Annotated in this window: 21 protein-coding genes; 8 read left to right on the top strand and 13 right to left on the bottom strand. The window is 52.8% G+C overall.

Annotation, left to right across the window (positions count from 1 at the left end; genetic code table 11):
* Window positions 1–176 precede the first annotated feature (176 nt).
* The 5 genes from DXY31_RS08940 to DXY31_RS08920 all read right to left on the bottom strand — a co-directional run bounded on the left by DXY31_RS08940 (window position 177) and on the right by DXY31_RS08920 (window position 2,378).
* Window positions 177–434 (bottom strand): Nif11-like leader peptide family natural product precursor, encoded by a 258-nt coding sequence (locus DXY31_RS08940; protein WP_114993442.1) that lies wholly within the window; start codon window positions 432–434, stop codon window positions 177–179.
* 208 nt (window positions 435–642) lie between these two features.
* Window positions 643–906, bottom strand: a complete 264-nt coding sequence (locus DXY31_RS08935) for a Nif11-like leader peptide family natural product precursor (protein ID WP_114993441.1) — start codon at window positions 904–906, stop codon at window positions 643–645.
* A gap of 157 nt (window positions 907–1,063) precedes the next feature.
* On the bottom strand, window positions 1,064–1,348 hold the full coding sequence (locus tag DXY31_RS08930) for a Nif11-like leader peptide family natural product precursor (protein ID WP_114993440.1): 285 nt from the start codon (window positions 1,346–1,348) through the stop codon (window positions 1,064–1,066).
* Between the two features lie 227 nt (window positions 1,349–1,575).
* Window positions 1,576–1,818, bottom strand: a complete 243-nt coding sequence (locus tag DXY31_RS08925; RefSeq protein WP_114993439.1) for a Nif11-like leader peptide family natural product precursor — start codon at window positions 1,816–1,818, stop codon at window positions 1,576–1,578.
* Window positions 1,819–2,120: 302 nt separating this feature from the next.
* Window positions 2,121–2,378, bottom strand: a complete 258-nt coding sequence (locus DXY31_RS08920; RefSeq protein WP_114993438.1) for a Nif11-like leader peptide family natural product precursor — start codon at window positions 2,376–2,378, stop codon at window positions 2,121–2,123.
* A 139-nt stretch (window positions 2,379–2,517) separates the two neighbouring features.
* Between DXY31_RS08920 and DXY31_RS08915 the strand changes: the two genes are divergently transcribed.
* Together DXY31_RS08915 and DXY31_RS17695 are read left to right on the top strand one after the other, a co-directional pair.
* Window positions 2,518–2,766, top strand: a complete 249-nt coding sequence (locus tag DXY31_RS08915; protein WP_371639266.1) for a DUF3104 domain-containing protein — start codon at window positions 2,518–2,520, stop codon at window positions 2,764–2,766.
* A gap of 30 nt (window positions 2,767–2,796) precedes the next feature.
* Window positions 2,797–2,931, top strand: a complete 135-nt coding sequence (locus DXY31_RS17695; RefSeq protein WP_256359623.1) for a hypothetical protein — start codon at window positions 2,797–2,799, stop codon at window positions 2,929–2,931.
* Between the two features lie 352 nt (window positions 2,932–3,283).
* Here the strand turns inward: DXY31_RS17695 and DXY31_RS08905 are convergent, their stop codons facing one another.
* Entirely contained in the window at window positions 3,284–3,487 is a 204-nt protein-coding gene (locus DXY31_RS08905) for a hypothetical protein (RefSeq protein WP_114993436.1), read from the bottom strand.
* Between the two features lie 235 nt (window positions 3,488–3,722).
* Window positions 3,723–4,202 (bottom strand): hypothetical protein, encoded by a 480-nt coding sequence (locus DXY31_RS08900; protein WP_137024939.1) that lies wholly within the window; start codon window positions 4,200–4,202, stop codon window positions 3,723–3,725.
* Between the two features lie 756 nt (window positions 4,203–4,958).
* On the opposite strand from DXY31_RS08900, the gene DXY31_RS08885 reads away from it, so the two are divergent.
* Complete coding sequence (locus tag DXY31_RS08885) at window positions 4,959–5,669, top strand: reprolysin-like metallopeptidase (protein WP_114993432.1); 711 nt, start codon at window positions 4,959–4,961, stop codon at window positions 5,667–5,669.
* A gap of 329 nt (window positions 5,670–5,998) precedes the next feature.
* Here the strand turns inward: DXY31_RS08885 and DXY31_RS08880 are convergent, their stop codons facing one another.
* From DXY31_RS08880 to DXY31_RS08860, 5 genes are all read right to left on the bottom strand, one after another.
* Window positions 5,999–6,298, bottom strand: coding sequence for a hypothetical protein (locus tag DXY31_RS08880; protein ID WP_114993431.1), 300 nt, complete (start codon window positions 6,296–6,298; stop codon window positions 5,999–6,001).
* A gap of 557 nt (window positions 6,299–6,855) precedes the next feature.
* Window positions 6,856–7,026 carry a DUF4278 domain-containing protein gene (locus DXY31_RS08875; RefSeq protein ID WP_114993430.1) on the bottom strand — a complete coding sequence of 57 codons (171 nt, stop codon included), beginning with the start codon at window positions 7,024–7,026 and terminating at the stop codon, window positions 6,856–6,858.
* 120 nt (window positions 7,027–7,146) lie between these two features.
* On the bottom strand, window positions 7,147–7,401 hold the full coding sequence (locus tag DXY31_RS08870; protein WP_114993429.1) for a hypothetical protein: 255 nt from the start codon (window positions 7,399–7,401) through the stop codon (window positions 7,147–7,149).
* 110 nt (window positions 7,402–7,511) lie between these two features.
* A complete protein-coding gene (locus tag DXY31_RS08865; RefSeq protein ID WP_114993428.1) occupies window positions 7,512–7,808 on the bottom strand; it encodes a hypothetical protein in 297 nt (98 codons plus the stop codon).
* Window positions 7,808–8,065 carry a hypothetical protein gene (locus tag DXY31_RS08860; protein ID WP_114993427.1) on the bottom strand — a complete coding sequence of 86 codons (258 nt, stop codon included), beginning with the start codon at window positions 8,063–8,065 and terminating at the stop codon, window positions 7,808–7,810. Before DXY31_RS08860 ends, DXY31_RS08865 begins: the two co-directional genes overlap by 1 nt.
* Before the next feature lie 129 nt (window positions 8,066–8,194).
* On the opposite strand from DXY31_RS08860, the gene DXY31_RS08855 reads away from it, so the two are divergent.
* Both DXY31_RS08855 and DXY31_RS08850 read left to right on the top strand, forming a co-directional pair.
* On the top strand, window positions 8,195–8,929 hold the full coding sequence (locus tag DXY31_RS08855; protein ID WP_244279665.1) for an SDR family oxidoreductase: 735 nt from the start codon (window positions 8,195–8,197) through the stop codon (window positions 8,927–8,929).
* Between the two features lie 61 nt (window positions 8,930–8,990).
* Window positions 8,991–9,971, top strand: coding sequence for a hypothetical protein (locus DXY31_RS08850; RefSeq protein ID WP_114993426.1), 981 nt, complete (start codon window positions 8,991–8,993; stop codon window positions 9,969–9,971).
* Here the strand turns inward: DXY31_RS08850 and dnaG are convergent.
* Window positions 9,923–12,010 carry a DNA primase gene (dnaG, locus tag DXY31_RS08845; RefSeq protein ID WP_114993452.1) on the bottom strand — a complete coding sequence of 696 codons (2,088 nt, stop codon included), beginning with the start codon at window positions 12,008–12,010 and terminating at the stop codon, window positions 9,923–9,925. The genes DXY31_RS08850 and dnaG overlap by 49 nt on opposite strands.
* Window positions 12,011–12,107: 97 nt before the next feature.
* On the opposite strand from dnaG, the gene DXY31_RS08840 reads away from it, so the two are divergent.
* The 3 genes from DXY31_RS08840 to DXY31_RS08830 are packed head-to-tail and all read left to right on the top strand — an operon-like array spanning window position 12,108 to window position 14,966.
* The gene (locus tag DXY31_RS08840) at window positions 12,108–13,100 is read left to right on the top strand and encodes an efflux RND transporter periplasmic adaptor subunit (protein WP_114993425.1); all 993 of its coding nucleotides are present in this window, start codon (window positions 12,108–12,110) and stop codon (window positions 13,098–13,100) included.
* A 10-nt stretch (window positions 13,101–13,110) separates the two neighbouring features.
* Window positions 13,111–14,271 (top strand): ABC transporter permease DevC, encoded by a 1,161-nt coding sequence (gene devC / locus DXY31_RS08835; protein WP_114993424.1) that lies wholly within the window; start codon window positions 13,111–13,113, stop codon window positions 14,269–14,271.
* A gap of 2 nt (window positions 14,272–14,273) precedes the next feature.
* Entirely contained in the window at window positions 14,274–14,966 is a 693-nt protein-coding gene (locus tag DXY31_RS08830) for an ATP-binding cassette domain-containing protein (RefSeq protein ID WP_114993423.1), read from the top strand.
* Window positions 14,967–14,977 lie beyond the last annotated feature (11 nt).

The raw sequence follows: 14,977 nt of genomic DNA, 5'->3' as shown, positions 1-14,977 counted from the left end.
TAAGTCAACACATAGGCGGGCAACGCTTTAACTTACCTGATTACTGCTCAACTGCGCTCAATCGTGCCAGGTATTGAAGGCTGATTTGTGGCCTTTTGATGTGGTTGAAGAAATAAAAACTTCCTGAAATTGCAGGGAGCTTGAAGGAAGGATTGTGATGTTTAGGATGACAAGATTCACAGTCTCACAGTCAATCTGCCAATTATGTCTACTATTGTAACAGGAGTAATAGTACCGCCAGTTACACCTTCTAGCTCCTCTTCTGATAATTCTGTTAGTTGAGCTTTCTTTAAGTCTTCAGCAGAAATCTTAAAGCCTGCCTCCTTTGCAATCGCCGCAAAACCATCAGCATCGGAAGCCACTTTTAGCTTCTCTTGAAGGCTGGTGTCGCTTTTGACCTTCTCTAGGAACGCCTGGAGTTGTTCTTCGGACATCGGACTTGTATCTAATGCATACCGCAAATATAGCAACGCTCTGCTGCAATGTCTTTGGCTAACAATTACTGCTGTCAATCGTGCCAGGTATTGAAGGCTGATTGATGGTCTTTTTGGGGTGATTGAAGAAATAAAAGCCCCTGCCGTTGCAGGGGCTTTGATGAGTAGGCTCAGTCACACACAGCAACAGCACACATCGACAGTCCGATTAGCATCTCCTACCATCCAAGTCACATACAGTCCGAAAGTCAGCAGTGTCACAGACCACGCTTCCCCCGCCAGCCACGCCTTCAATTTCTTCGTCTGAAAGATCTGATTGAGCGTTCTTCAAGTCATCAGCAGAGATGCTAAAGCCAGCATCTTTCGCAATCGCAAGAACAGCATCAGCATCACCTGCTGCTTTCAGCTTCTCCTGAAGGCTGGTGTCTGCTTTGACCTTCTCTATGAACGCTTTGAGTTGTTCTTCTGACATGAGTAGCAGGTCTGCTCAGCAGTCATAGCAACGATCTGCTGAAGTGCCTTTAGCTAATACTTACTGCGCTCAATCGTGCCAGGTATTGGATGCTGATTTGTGGGCTGTTTGGGGTGATTGTTCTTTTGAAATGCAGGCATGACTAGCCATTAATCCATCATCTGAACCCGCACCCAAAACCCTCAGTTCGTGGGCAACGAATCATTACTGAAACCGAGTCACCACACGTGCCAAGACACTGCCCACCAGCGGCGCTTTCCAATTCGTCGTCACCTGGAGGTTCAGATTGCATCGATTGAATATCGTCTGCAGTAATCGAGAAACCTGCCGCATTAGCAATTTCAACTGCTGCTTCAGGGGTACTTACCTCCTTGAGTTTCTCCTGCAATTCAGTATCTGATTTAATCTTTTCAAGGAAGGCTTTGAGCTGTTCTTCTGACATTACTTGAACGTATCTGGACTGTAATTAGCAGAATTGCTTGTCAGCTGATGTTCCGGATAGCACATTCCATCTGCCGAGAATCTTTAAATATCAAATCATGCCAGGCATTGAAGGCTGATTTGTGGGATTTTGAATGTGATTGAAGCAATAAAAAGCCCCTGCGGTTGCAGGGGCTTTGATGAGTATGCTCCCCACATTAATCCCTCAGGTCGATCATCAAATCCCAGTTACCAAGATGGGAATGACATGAAACATGGTAAACAATCTCCAGCACCACCAGCCGCACCTTCCAGCTCTTTTTCTGAAAGTCTTGATTGAGCCTTATTGAGGCCATCAGCAGAGATACTGAAACCTGCTTCCTTGGCAATAGCAGCAACATCATTGGCATCAGCTGCGGCTTTGAGCTGCTCCTGAAGGCTGGTGTTGCCTTTGGCGTTAGCCAGGAAAGCTGTGAGTTGTTCTTGTGTCATGGTTCTAAGGAGTGAATGTTTGGAGGCGTTGCCCCCTCGACTCCTTCAAGATCACAGCCCTACTGGTGAACCCCACTACACAGCTCTGGTGCAGCACCCAAGAAGTTCTGGTGAGCTTCTGGTGAATAGCTCAGAACTAAGTCAACACATAGGCGGGCAACGCTTTAACTTACCTGATTACTGCTCAACTGCTCTCAATCGCGCCAGGTATTGAAGGCTGATTTATGAGCTTTTTAGGGGTGATTTAAGCAATAAAAAACGCCTTTCAATGCGGTGGGTCTTGGTGGATAATAAATACAACTCTAGTGTAGACAATCCGGCATACCAGTACAAGGCCCATAGAGAGCGGTACAACCATACCCCGTAGCGCCTGATACACCTTCCAGCTCCTCGTCAGAAAGCTCTCGAAGGTACTTTAATTCGTCAGCAGAAATACTAAACCCAGCCTCTTTGGCAATCGCAAGCACTGCATCAGCATCAGCTGCTGCATTGAGTTTTTCCTGAAGCTCGGTGTCGCCTTTGACCTTTTCTAGAAAGGCTTTGAGTTGCTCTTCTGACATGGGTGACTGGCCAGTACCGAAGACTTAGCTACGGCCAGCAGCAGCGTCACCCGTACTCAGGGCACCATCCGGCCTGGTCTTACCAAAAGAACTTGGGGCAGACCTGCTGTTTCGCGGCCAGTACAGGCGTCCTAGCTTCGTGAACGTGTCAGTCGATCACGGGATCTACAACCAACAGGACCCCACAGAACAGCCGATTTTCCTGAGCGTGGTTCCAGGCATGACGGTGATCGTGCGCCACGACTATCTGACCGGCGAAAAGGCGCAGAGAGACTTTTGGATGGGGCAGGTGATCCACTGCGGCGGAGCTGCCCGAGACCCTTTCATGCACAACCTCTTCCAGATTGCCGACGTGGACTATGGGGGTGATCCGCTGGGTCAACGCTGATCTCGTGACCCACATCCTTCCTTCGATTGAATGACGGGATCACGCAGCGCAACGGATAGAACTGTTCGCCGTAGCCCCTTGGTCAACGACAAACTTGCTCAAGCATGGCTGACCCGACTGATCCGGATGGCGGTGAAAACCAGTCAGCAGTTGTTCCATCACTGAAATGCGCCCTCGTTCGTCCTGCATCACAATCGGCTTCGACTTTCCAGACATTTCCATCAGACGATCGGTGCTGAAAAAAGACTGGTGAGATGACCCTCACAGATTCACAACGATTCTCGTAGCAACTCACATCCACCCAACGTGTCATATTCCTCGCTTCAGCAGGAAGAAGAGTGCATATCGGCAGAGCTAAAAAACTGAAAACCAAAAGCCTTGTCATTGTGATCTCACGTGTGGTCTACTGTTACATAGCTGTATATCAAGGCGGTGACGCCAAGGCCCAAGGACGGCAAAAACCCCGCACTTGGCGGGGCTTGCGTTTTGGAGATTGACTCGAATATTCAGTTAAAAATCAACGCGACAACTCTCTGATGACGACGTCTGTACTGTCTCCAATGCTTGAGCCAAAAAGCTTGCCCAAAATATTGAGCGGACCGAGAGGAGTAAATCCAATGGCAACGTCAACGAATGTTCCTGCGGAGACACCACCTTGGGCTGCTTTGAGTTGATCGTCAGTCAGTTCAATGATTTGGTCTTGGATGTTGAGTGAAGTCATGGTTTTGAAGTGAGTGAGTTGAGTGTGTGAGTTGTGTTGGGGGTGCTCCCCCTCGACTCCTTCAAGATCACAGCCCTTCTGGTGAACCCCACTGCACAGCTCTGGTGAAACACACGCGAAGTTCTAGTGAGCCTCTGGTGAATGGATCAGGACTTAGTTACCACTTAGGCGGGCATCGCTTCAAGCCAACTGAATTCTGCATGGTCTGGCGAGCTGAGTACTACCCCTGCATTAATTACGAAAGGGATGTCACCAGTCCCTTTGAATCTCCTATCTCGACGGTAAATCGTCCCCAGCGCTTTCCATAATCGACAATATTGAAAAACTCGTTGTTTGATCTTCCTTTAAAGTAAGCCATAGTTAGCTCATCATTTCCGGCGGCGGATGGAAATCTTGATTTCATCAATCCATTTTTCATAAGCTCCCAACGACCAACCTCCTCTCGGCCATCATGCATCCTTAAATAAGCTGCACCCTTTGGCTCCAAGTAAAGAGAATACTCGTCCCCATCTTGCAAAACACCAACTAGCGTGTTGCCTACCACCAGGATTTCAATTTCGCTCGAATCAAGTTGTTTTGTTTCTTCTGTTAGTAAAATCGAATTAGCCTCCAGGGATTGCTCCGCTGACGTTGTATTGGCGATCAGAGGTAGCGACATGCCCACGGCCATTCCTCCAGCGATCAAGTTACGCCGAGAAACATTTTTGTGATCCATGGCATGAGAGATTTTCTTTAAGCCTTAGCATGCTTTCACGCTGAATGACTGTCAACAAGTGGGCGGTCCTTATTCGGCACCGGTAAAGTCTGGCCACCATTCGAATCAAACCGACGGCTGATTGATCTGCTGCATGCTGATTCCCTAGGGCCAGCACCTCGACCTGGCCGGCTGCGTGTCGTTGACCAGTGAGCAGGAGCTGGGTGCTGCCATGTTGGCTATGGCCGCGTGCCTGCATCTCCTCCAGAAGAACCTGCTGATCGATTCCTGGACAGACAACGGCCCACTGCTTTGGAAGCAGTTACCGTCTGCGTTTGCAAATAACCGTTGTGGCCACGAAATTGCAAACCAGAATGCAAACTCATGACTGACTTGGATCCCTAAAGGCCAGTCACAGCAAGCATTTACGAACGAAGACTCATCTGCCTTTCAAGCAGTCGATCTTTCGCTTGATGGTCGGGTTTCAGACGGGTGGTTCAGATGTCGATCTCCGGCCCTTGAAGCAGAGTCTTGGCGCGATGGATCTCAAATCTCTTCAGACTTCAAGGATGCCCAATATGGGCAGACCACTGGTCGAAAGGCACGCGCCGAAGAACGGCGTCGGTTGGTTGATAAACTCCCGGGAAAAGATGGTCTGCAGCTTCTAGACTCGGTTAAGGCTAAGTATAATCAATTCGTGTTTGCCAGATACTTCTTGAGACTGGTCTGCTTTTTAGTTGTCGCTTCATTTTTTTGGAAATCTGAGCAAGATTCACGATGAAGAGATGGACGTTATTCACTGCAGCTTGTTTTGGGCTGGTGGGACCTCTGCCAGCTCTCGCTGAATATTGTGACAACCAACCAACAGCTCGGGCTCTTATCGCCCCATGGAATGCTGCAGACCAGGATTTCCTTGGTGGACGCACATCAATCAGCTACTTCTTTGAAATGCGGAGACGTCGCTATCAAGTGGTGTATGGCAATGCCAAAGGAGAAATTGCACCTGGCTCCCCATGGCAAATTATCGAATCAGATCCTTTCTATGATGAAGAAAAGGCACTAGGCATCGAGCTCATTAAGGCCACCGATCGCTTGATCAGTCTTGATTTCAGGGAAGTTCGGCGTGCCCAAGATGCTGACCTAGTCATTCTGGGATACTGCGATAAGAACGACGGAAAAGAGGGGGCTGTTGCTCAGAATACCGATGGTACTCAATACATCATGATTTTAAATGGGTGTCGTGGAATAGCTACAGGCCAAGAAGATCCCGTCTGGTTATTCCTGCACGAATTTGGCCATGCTCTTGGCCTTGAACATCCTTTTTCTGATGTAGATGGGGATTGTCTCTATGACAACCAGCCTTTTTCAAGTGCATCGGCGCATGCTGGGATGACAGTGATGGCCTACAAACCACGGCCTGGAAGTCCTCCTCAGTTTTTTACTGATTACGACATTGCTGTACTGCGGAGAATCTGGGGGCCGGAATAAGGGAGGTGCTAGCGCGATCAATGCGGTACTAGATCTATCAGATGTTGATTAAGGTTCAGAGATAACATGCCAACCTCACACGCGTAGTGGGTGGTCGTGGAGCCCAGGCCATGACGCAAAGATGGTCAGCCCGTGGTCAGACGAATGCTCAGGCATAACGTCATCGAGGTATGGGAAACCATACTGAAGGCAGGTGGCTGTAAACAGTGTCATTTCAGTTGGTGATGACGTTTTATCGAGAAAAACTCGTGGGAAGAGGAATCCCAATCAAAGCGAATCGATGACTAGCCATGGAAAGGTTGCTTAATTGCTGTACGTGAACTCATGAATCACCAACCGCAATACCCAACAAGCCAGTCATAAGCATCGACACGTGATAACCCTCGGTACTCCATCGGCCAGCTTTCAGTTGCGTTGCAGGGGCCCACGACCTCAGCTCCATCATTCCAGTAAATACCTAAGAACACCTCTCCTCTCCCGTAAACACCTCTACAGACATTGGCAACCCTGTCGGCTCCATCGATCACCGATTCGCATTGATCATCCCGCCAGTCATCTCCAGGTTCCCAAGCATTGGCGGGCATTGCATTAGTGAGAATGCAAATCAAGCCCAAGGCAACGTTTTTCATGGGGTCGAGCCTTGCTGGTTTATGTGATTCAACTCTTGTTTTAACACCTTTCGCATCAGTATTTCATCTGCACATACAGCTCCACCCAATCCACCGCATTGACTCCACCGGTGAGGAGCTACCCGTATCGTTGACGCGTGGCAGAGCTCTCCTCAATTGAATGGAACTTCTCGTATCCACGAAGCTGGACCCGTGGCCATGTTCCAAAATTTCCACTTTTGCTTGAGCACGTGCTTTTATTAGCGGCAATAGATCCCAGCTCCAGATCAAGCTCTGTAATCGCTGACTGGAACTGTCCAACAGGTAATGTATTCTTTTCAAATAACTTTTACGGGCTAATCTTGCTTGAATTAATGTCTGCCATCTTGCTAGACAATTCAATAATTGAATCAGCTTTGCTGCCATTTTGATGTGGTCTGCAAAGTCCCAAATCACAACACCATGACAAAGTCAGTTTGATCTAATCCAGCTCAAATGCGCTCAGTCGGAGCAAGCATCAGATTAAGAGCAAAAAAAAGCCTCGCCGAAACGAGGCTTTGTATCCAAGCGATCTTGGATCATCTGGCGTAGGAGACACCGCGATAAGCAAGTTGGGGGTGTAGATCCCGCGCTGCCTGCTTGCGACGGGCGTTGTAGTGCTCGTGCCGGTAGGTGAGTTCAACACTCTGCTTTTCAACAGCAGTGTGATGAGGGGCGTAGGTCTGACCTCTGTAGATAAGAGCTGTCATGGATGGTTCCTCGAAGCAAGTTCAGGTCCCCGTTCCTTGGCCTGAATCGAACTGCGCCTCTCTGGATGAGAGGTGAACGTTATTGGTAGCTGTCGCTACAGACTGTTTATAAGACAACCGTCAAGGGTTTGGTCGTTCAACTGGATACAAAAAGGCATCCTTCACCCCAAGACAGGGGCTCTGCTGTTCTGCTGAGTGGCTTTTCAGCTCAGACGCTGTTCTGTTCAAAAGTGGGGATAAGCGTTCGCCAACCCCCACACCGCCAACGCAGTAATACAGGCAAAGGTCATCGCAGCCCAGGCGGCGGTAGTGGAGCTGGAGCTTTTCGACAGTGGAAGCTGGATTTTGCGTGCCATCACGTGGATGTTGATTCATCTCCGTAGTGGCTCAATCACGCCCTGCTCGCCAGTGATATCTGTGAGCCCTAACCATTCACCATCAAAATTCCTATGGCAACTGCTTTTGGGAAGCTTTCCAGCCTCTGTTCAAACAGGGCAAACCAATTGCACCGCATTTGATCTGGAAGAAAACAAGAGCACAAAATGATCCCCATGGCCATTCAACCCGGTTTGCTCACGCAGCAAATCAGTACTGGCAAGAGCCAGGCCACAGGTTTCGCAGAACAACACCGGCAACGTTGCAGCACTGCCCTGCATGGCCTGAAGATCCAAAGCCTGCCGAACTGCACGCTGCGAACGCTCCAGACCGAGTCGCTCCACAAGAGCAGGCCAAAGGTCGTTCACTGGAGCGCTAGCCGCAAAATCAACTGAGGGATGGGACATCAGACAGGCAGCTGTTCGATCGCCACCACAATCATCTGTGGTGAGACCTCGATGACCTCAAGAGGATCCTGGTTATCGAGGTAAGCCTCGAATGATGAAAAACGCTCAATCCTAGGAGCCGCCTCCTTCACGGAACAGGCAGCAATCCAATCGTTGTCATCCGGTTTGACGGCCACATAGGCCTGCAAAGCCTCCTCCAAATTCCCGCCATCGCCAATGCCCTCCCCATTCCAGAACGCTTCAAAGAATTCAGACATCGGATCGGGAAGCGAGCCTGTTGATCATGACTCCGACCTGGGTCACTGCACAGTGCCTTCAGGCTCAAGAATAGACATTGAAGGACGAGCAGAAGGGTGCAAAATTCACTGTTTAGGCTTGATGATCAGGTGGCTCTGATCACAGGATGCCGGCGTGGAATCGGACTCGCTATGGCGGATGCACTGGCCGAAGCTGGAGCAGACATTATTGGCATCAGCGCATCACTCAACTCAGACAGCAGTGAGGTGGGAGACGCAGTTCGTAAGCGTGGACGAAGGTTTTCTGGTTTTCGCTGCGACCTCAGCGACCGCCATGCCGTCGACCTCGTTCTAGACCAGGTTCTCAGCCAACATCCGGTCATTGACGTGTTGGTCAACAACGCAGGCATCGTGCACCGATCACCGGCGGAGGAACACAGCGACGGGCTCTGGGACATGGTGCTCGAGGTCAACCTCAGTGCAGCGTTCAGAGTGAGTCGTCGGATCGGAACAACAATGCTGGCTCGAGGCAAGGGAAGCATCATTTCCACCACCTCCGTGCTCAGTGATCAGGGTGGATTGAATGTGGCTAGCTATGCCGCTAGCAAAGCGGGCCTGGCCAACCTCACTCGCTCATTGGCGAATGAATGGGCGGGACGCGGCGTGAGGGTGAATGCCATCGCACCCGGGTACGTGAAAACGGAAATGACGACGGTATTGCAGTCGGATCCAATCAGATCCAGGCAGATTCTGGAACGCATCCCCGCCGGTCGCTTGGGATCACCTGATGACCTGCGCGGACCGGTGGTGTTTTTAGCCAGTGAGGCATCGCGCTACGTGCATGGCGAGACACTGGTCGTCGATGGCGGCTGGATGGGTCGCTGAGATCTCAGGAGAGCGTTTAGCTGCGACATGGCTAGACACGGGTCAGCGAAGTCGGTAGCCCATGCAGACGCTGGAGGAGTATTGCAGGAGGTTCAAACAGGCAGACGCCATCTGGCCGGATCTGCCAATGGCCGCGGATGAACGGCAACAGTGGTGGGAGCGCTGGCTTGCGGACCGGGACGCTACAGGATGTTGGGATGATCTCCGTCGGCTCTTGCCGCAGCTGTTATTACAACCAGGAATCGACGTTCGCAGCAGCGATGCCTATCAACGACTGGTGATGAGGGGTGAGCCAGCACAGGCTGAAGACCTCAAGCATGCGCCGGTCCTACGTGACCCGTCAGGAATAACGATCACCATTGCGCAGCATCCAACCGGTGCCGTTCCAGTGCTGACCTTCCGCAACCAGGAGGATTTCATGCTGGCAGTGCGCTGTCTGGCTCACCGCTGTGAAGCGGTTCCGATTCAGCCCACTGTGCACGCTCAGGCGATTTCAGGGCTGATCCACTGGGGTTTGATCCGCGAGTTAGGCGTGCAGGCGCGATGCCAGATCCTCCTGTTACACCGGTCTCCCTACGCCTCCCTATCGGTGGAAACGATTCCAGGTGAGCTACCAATGGAACGCTGGCTGGACCTTTCCCAGACCTGGCGATTAGAGCATGAACTCACCCATATCGCCTGCCGCAGGCTTGTAGGTGAGATGCGCATCAATCTGTACGACGAAATCGTCGCCGATGCCATGGGGATGACGGCAGCGCTTGGGTACTTTGATGCCGATCTGTTCCGGAGAGGTCTGGGCCTCTCGATCGAGGGAGTCCCAGCAACGGAGGCCAGGGCCCATGTTTACGTCTCAACGCTTGAACCGAGTCAACATCAGCAGGCCTTTGAGCTCACACTGCAACGTGCTGGCGAACTGGAAAAACTGCTGAAAGAGCAGCGCTGGCCAGGGCACTCAATGGCGTTATTGGGACGACTGGTCCGCGGGCAGCTAACTCAACCGTTGACAGAAGCTGCAGGGGTGGAGCTGGTGTCCGAGGCGTAACCAGCACAGCGCTGTTGATCGAGATGTTGGATATGGCGACGCTCGCTGTAGTACAGCTCCTGAAAACGCAGGGCTTCAGCGTTGAGGTCTTCGAACATGGCGTGAATACGCTGCTCCATATCGACTTCGATCTCAGCAGCCGGAGCTGACTGCTCATCTTTCTCCTGCTCAATCAACACGGCAATGCAACGCTCCAGGGTCTGCAGACGTTGTCCAGTCCAGGCTTCGAGCAAATGCCGGCAGCGTTTATGGCTCTTCTGACGCTCGAGCATCGCTGCCGTTCCGCGCAGCTGATCCATGGGCCGAGACAGTGCCACACGCTGCAGCTCATCCGGTTCGAGCAGTGGTGTGAGGCGCGTCACTAGATCACTATTTTCCAACAGGAGCTGATCCGTGAGCAGTCGAGGCAGATCGAGGTCTGCCAGTTCGTCGCCGCGATCTTCACCGCGACTGATCGCTTCCAGTCGCGTACTACCAAGATTGCCTTCCTCGAGATCCGTGATGCCAGACCAGAGCAGCCGGTGGTGCTGAAGTGCAAAATCCTCGAGCTCTCTGCTCCTCAGTTCCTGTCGGATACCAGCCCGATGGGACGGACAATGGAGATAAAGCAACAGAATCTCCGCCTCTGAACGTTCACGCTGGGAAGCTTCTCCAGCCTTCTCGTGTCGAGTTGAGCGGCCATGCCAACGCTGACCCTGGACTTGCTGACGGAGATCGTCTTCCAGCTGCAGAGCCAGACGCCCTTGCCCACCGCTGAGGCGCTCAGCCACCTGCTGGATGTAGTGGGTGCGGATGGCGGATTGAGGAAGCTTGCCCAGCAGCGCAACAAGCGAAGCCACGGAGCGTTGGAACTGGTCCGCCTTGCTGAGATCTCGTCCCTCCAGGACCTGTTCGATCTGCCAGTCGAGCCAGAGCGGCGCCTGATCGAGTAGAGCTCGGTAGTCACCGGCTCCGTGGTCTTTGAGAAATTCATCGGGGTCCTTTCCGGATGGAAGGTGCAGAACCCTCAACTCCAGTTGTCCCTGGAGTGCCAGTTGCTCCACCTCACCAATCGCTCGGTTGGCGGCACGGACGCCGGCCCCATCAGCATCGAAATTCAGAACGATGCGCTTGCCATCACTGCACCGGCAAAGCTGGGTGATCTGCTGACTACTCAGAGCAGTGCCTAGGGAGGCCACCGCATTGGTGACACCTGCGGCATGTAGCGCGATGACATCGAAGTAACCCTCCACCACCACAGCCCGGTCGTCCTTGCGGATTGCCGATGAGGCCCGGTCAAGTCCAAAAAGATGCTTGCCTTTCTCAAACACCTCTGTTTCAGGTGAGTTGAGGTACTTGGGCTCACTGCCATCAAGGCTGCGTCCACCGAACCCAATCACCCGACCCTGGCGATCACGGATGGGAACAATCACCCGGTGGCGGAATCGGTCATAAAACCCGTTCCCCCCTTTGCGGGGAACCACCAGACCGGCTGCTTCCAGTAGTTCGGGAGCAAGACCCTCTACATGCTGCAGATGCTTGAGCAGGCCATCCCACTGATCCGGCGCATACCCCAGCTCAAACTGGTCGAGGGTGGTTTCGCTCAGTCCGCGCGTCTCACGCAGGTAGCGAAGGGCATCCACGCCGGCGTCAGTTCTGAGCTGCGCACGAAACCAACCCGAGGCCAGCGCGAGCGCCCGGTGCAGCTTGTCGCGGCGGGACAGCTGCTGTTTGAGTTTCTCCTGCTGAGGACCGTCAACGGTCTCCACCGGCAGCTGGTATCGACGGGCAAGGTCAAGGACCACCTCGCTGAAACTCTGACGTTGAAACTCCATCAGAAACTTGATGGAGTTACCTCCTGCACCGCAGGAGAAGCAGTAATAGAACTGCTTGGCAGGAGACACCGTCATCGACGGCTTGCTGTCATCGTGAAACGGGCAGATGCCGACGAACTCACGACCCTTCTTCTTGAGCACGACGTGCTCACCAACAACGTCCACGATGTCGGCGCGTTCCTTAACGGCCTCGATGGTGCGTGGGTGAAGTCGAGGGCTGACCATCAGACCATTCTGCGAGAGACCGAGCTGGGCGTCGATTGGAATTGCTGATGACAATCCTGAGAGAGCTCAATACGATCGCTGCAAAGGCCGGGGAACCATGCATCAGGGCTCCTCACTGCTTCTCGCCCTTGGATTGTCGGCTGCAATCCTGAGTGGATGCGGTGCTTCAGAGAAGCAGAAAGCATCCACAGAAAGTCTCCAACCGCGTCGGGTATCAGCCTTGGGACGAATCGAGCCTCTCGACGGAATCCTCAAAGTGAGTCTTCCGAATTCACTCAGCAACGACAGCATCCGTCAGGTTCTAGTGGAGGAAGGTCAGGTTGTTGAACAGGGTCAGCCCCTTGCCCTGCTCGAGACTCAGCCCGTCCTCAAAGTGAATCTAACCAAGGCGGAAGCCGAAGTCACCGCAGCACAACGGGCATTGGATGCTCAGATCTCAGTGATTGACCGCTACAGAGCTGAACGACGACAGGCTCAGGCCGAAGCACGCCGCGGAAAAGAGCTTTACCAAAACGGAGCGACCAGTCTTCAGCGCTACGAAGCACTTCAGGCCGACGCGGATGCAGCTCTGGCACAGCTCAACGAAGCCATCGCCAACGAAATGACGCTGAAGGCGGATGTGAACGTGAAGCAAGCGCAAGTGAAGCAGGCCAGGGCTGACCTGGATCAGGCAACAGTCAAAGCCCCTTCCAACGGAACCATTCTTGAAATTTTGGCTCGACCAGGAAACAGAGTTGGCGAAGACGGTCTACTGCTGCTGGGCGACACCACCAGGATGGGCGTTGTTGCTGAGGTCTACCAAAGCGATCTACCTGAAATTCGTCCCGGGCAAACGGCAACCATCAGCGCCAACGGCTTCCCAGGTCGAAGTCAGCAAGCCACCGTTACCGAGATTGCTCAACAGATCAGCAGACAAAGCGTGGCCACCGGCGAGGCTGGTGACAAGATCGACAAACGGGTGGTGAAAGTGAAGCTTGCTCTCCCGAAAGAAAGTCTTGCCATCGCCAGCAGAATCAACAACCTTCAGGTGAACGTTCTGTTCAACCCACTGACGGACGAACAACGTCGCATCAGACCCCAGCAACCCTGAAGGTGGTGTTGTGAAACTGATCAAGCGCACTCCCATCGCCTGGCTTCAGTTGTCCCACCGTCCTCTGCGCCTGGCCGCAGCTCTGGCAGGCGTTGGGTTCGCCAACGTCCTGGTGTTTTTCCAGCTGGGACTCTCCGGGGGGCTCTACGACAGCCAGAAACGCCCGATTCAACAGTTCAACGGATCTCTGGCTGTGATCCCTCGTCGATACACCAATTTCGGAGAACCCGCTGGCTTTCCTAGATCACGGTTGTCACAGGTCCTTGGGGTGCAAGGCGTGCGTGGAGTCACTCCTTTGCGACTGGGCAAACTGCAGTGGTTGAATCCGGAGACTCAGGAATCAACGCAGGCGTTGTTGATGGGCGTTGACCCCGGTAATCCAGCGCTGAAACTTCCAGAGCTCACGGCACAGCGATCGTCGCTGCAACTGCAAGGTGGCGTTCTATTTGACAAGGCCTCCAAAACATCAGCCGGACCAGTGACTGCACGGCTTGAGCAAGGCCAGCCCTTCAACACTGAACTCAATGGTCAACGCACCACCGTGAACGGGCTGTTTCAACTGGGCCTCACCTTCGCGGCCGATATCAATCTGATCACTTCAACGAGTAATTTCCAGACGCTTTTCCCAGACCGTGACCCCGATGAAATTCAGATCGGAGTGGTTCAACTTCAGTCCGGCGCTGAAGCCAACGCTGTTCAAAACCGGCTGAACAAAGTTCTGGGACCCTCGCTGCAGGTCCTCACCGTGGAGGAGCTTCAGCAACGCGAGGTGGAGCACTGGAAACGCAACACGTCCTTCGGATTGATTTTCGGACTTGGCGTTCTTGTGGGTTTCAGCGTTGGAGGAATTGTTGTTTACCAGATTCTTTATTCAGAAGTGGGAGAACACATCAGTGAATACGCCACGATGAAGGCAATGGGATATAACGATCGGTTCATCGTGGCGATCATCATTCAAGAATCGGTGATTCTTGCGAGCCTGGCTTTTCTGCCGAGCCTGATTGTTTCAGCACTGCTTTACAGAGTTCTGATGCAAGCTACAGGCTTGCTGGTAGTGATTTCGTTCAGTCGGGCTGCCCTGGTGTTCACTATGACCCTGCTGCTTTGTTCAGGCTCAGGCTGGCTGGCCACAGCAAAATTAAGACGCCTTGATCCGGCGGATGTGTTCTGATCATGACCGAACAAACTCCACTGGTCGAAATCAAGGATTTGAATCACTGGTTCGGTGATGGAGATCAACGCAAACAAGTGTTGCGTTCAATCAACCTCACAGTTCAACCAGGCGAAATCACAATTCTTCTGGGTCCTTCCGGATCAGGTAAAACCACATTGCTGACAATGGTTGGTGGATTACGCTCCGCGCAGGATGGCAGTCTGAGGATCTTCAATGAGGAATTACGGCAAACATCGAAGGCCAATCTCACAAGACTGCGCCGCAAAGTGGGGTTTATTTTTCAGGCTCACAATCTGATGCCGTATCTCAACTCTCAACAGAATGTTCGGCTCGGACTGGAAGTTGTTCCTGAATGGCTAGAGAGAGGGCAGGCTGCCATGAATGATCGCTGCAACGAGGTGCTTGGACAGGTGGGCCTTGGAGAACGCCTTGAGTACTTCCCTTCGAAACTTTCGGGTGGACAGAAGCAACGCGTGGCGATTGCCAGAGCGCTTGCCACTTCACCCAAGCTGCTGCTTGCCGATGAACCCACAGCCGCTCTCGACAAGGAGTCCGGACGCGATGTGGTGGATCTGTTCAGAACCCTGGCCCGTGACAACAAAACCGCGATCGTGATGGTGACCCATGACAACAAAATTCTCGACATCGCCGATCGGATCGTGAAACTCGAACAGGGCTCGCTGGTGGAATGAAGCCGCTCTGA

This window comes from Synechococcus sp. UW179A (genome assembly GCF_900473965.1).
Classification (GTDB): domain Bacteria; phylum Cyanobacteriota; class Cyanobacteriia; order PCC-6307; family Cyanobiaceae; genus Synechococcus_C.
Note: the sequence above shows the minus strand (reverse complement) of the source record. Positions and strands in the feature narration are given on the sequence as shown.

Excerpts from the sequence above, each read along its gene's own strand:
- DXY31_RS08940 (WP_114993442.1), bottom strand. The coding sequence starts at position 434 with ATGTCCGAAGAACAACTCCAGGCGTTCCTAGAGAAGGTCAAAAGCGAC.
- DXY31_RS08935 (WP_114993441.1), bottom strand. The coding sequence starts at position 906 with ATGTCAGAAGAACAACTCAAAGCGTTCATAGAGAAGGTCAAAGCAGAC.
- DXY31_RS08930 (WP_114993440.1), bottom strand. The coding sequence starts at position 1,348 with ATGTCAGAAGAACAGCTCAAAGCCTTCCTTGAAAAGATTAAATCAGAT.
- DXY31_RS08925 (WP_114993439.1), bottom strand. The coding sequence starts at position 1,818 with ATGACACAAGAACAACTCACAGCTTTCCTGGCTAACGCCAAAGGCAAC.
- DXY31_RS08920 (WP_114993438.1), bottom strand. The coding sequence starts at position 2,378 with ATGTCAGAAGAGCAACTCAAAGCCTTTCTAGAAAAGGTCAAAGGCGAC.
- DXY31_RS17695 (WP_256359623.1), top strand. The coding sequence starts at position 2,797 with ATGACGGGATCACGCAGCGCAACGGATAGAACTGTTCGCCGTAGCCCC.
- DXY31_RS08905 (WP_114993436.1), bottom strand. The coding sequence starts at position 3,487 with ATGACTTCACTCAACATCCAAGACCAAATCATTGAACTGACTGACGAT.
- DXY31_RS08900 (WP_137024939.1), bottom strand. The coding sequence starts at position 4,202 with ATGGATCACAAAAATGTTTCTCGGCGTAACTTGATCGCTGGAGGAATG.
- DXY31_RS08885 (WP_114993432.1), top strand. The coding sequence starts at position 4,959 with ATGAAGAGATGGACGTTATTCACTGCAGCTTGTTTTGGGCTGGTGGGA.
- DXY31_RS08880 (WP_114993431.1), bottom strand. The coding sequence starts at position 6,298 with ATGAAAAACGTTGCCTTGGGCTTGATTTGCATTCTCACTAATGCAATG.
- DXY31_RS08875 (WP_114993430.1), bottom strand. The coding sequence starts at position 7,026 with ATGACAGCTCTTATCTACAGAGGTCAGACCTACGCCCCTCATCACACT.
- DXY31_RS08870 (WP_114993429.1), bottom strand. The coding sequence starts at position 7,401 with ATGAATCAACATCCACGTGATGGCACGCAAAATCCAGCTTCCACTGTC.
- DXY31_RS08865 (WP_114993428.1), bottom strand. The coding sequence starts at position 7,808 with ATGTCCCATCCCTCAGTTGATTTTGCGGCTAGCGCTCCAGTGAACGAC.
- DXY31_RS08860 (WP_114993427.1), bottom strand. The coding sequence starts at position 8,065 with ATGTCTGAATTCTTTGAAGCGTTCTGGAATGGGGAGGGCATTGGCGAT.
- DXY31_RS08850 (WP_114993426.1), top strand. The coding sequence starts at position 8,991 with ATGCAGACGCTGGAGGAGTATTGCAGGAGGTTCAAACAGGCAGACGCC.
- dnaG (WP_114993452.1), bottom strand. The coding sequence starts at position 12,010 with ATGGTCAGCCCTCGACTTCACCCACGCACCATCGAGGCCGTTAAGGAA.
- DXY31_RS08840 (WP_114993425.1), top strand. The coding sequence starts at position 12,108 with ATGCATCAGGGCTCCTCACTGCTTCTCGCCCTTGGATTGTCGGCTGCA.
- DXY31_RS08830 (WP_114993423.1), top strand. The coding sequence starts at position 14,274 with ATGACCGAACAAACTCCACTGGTCGAAATCAAGGATTTGAATCACTGG.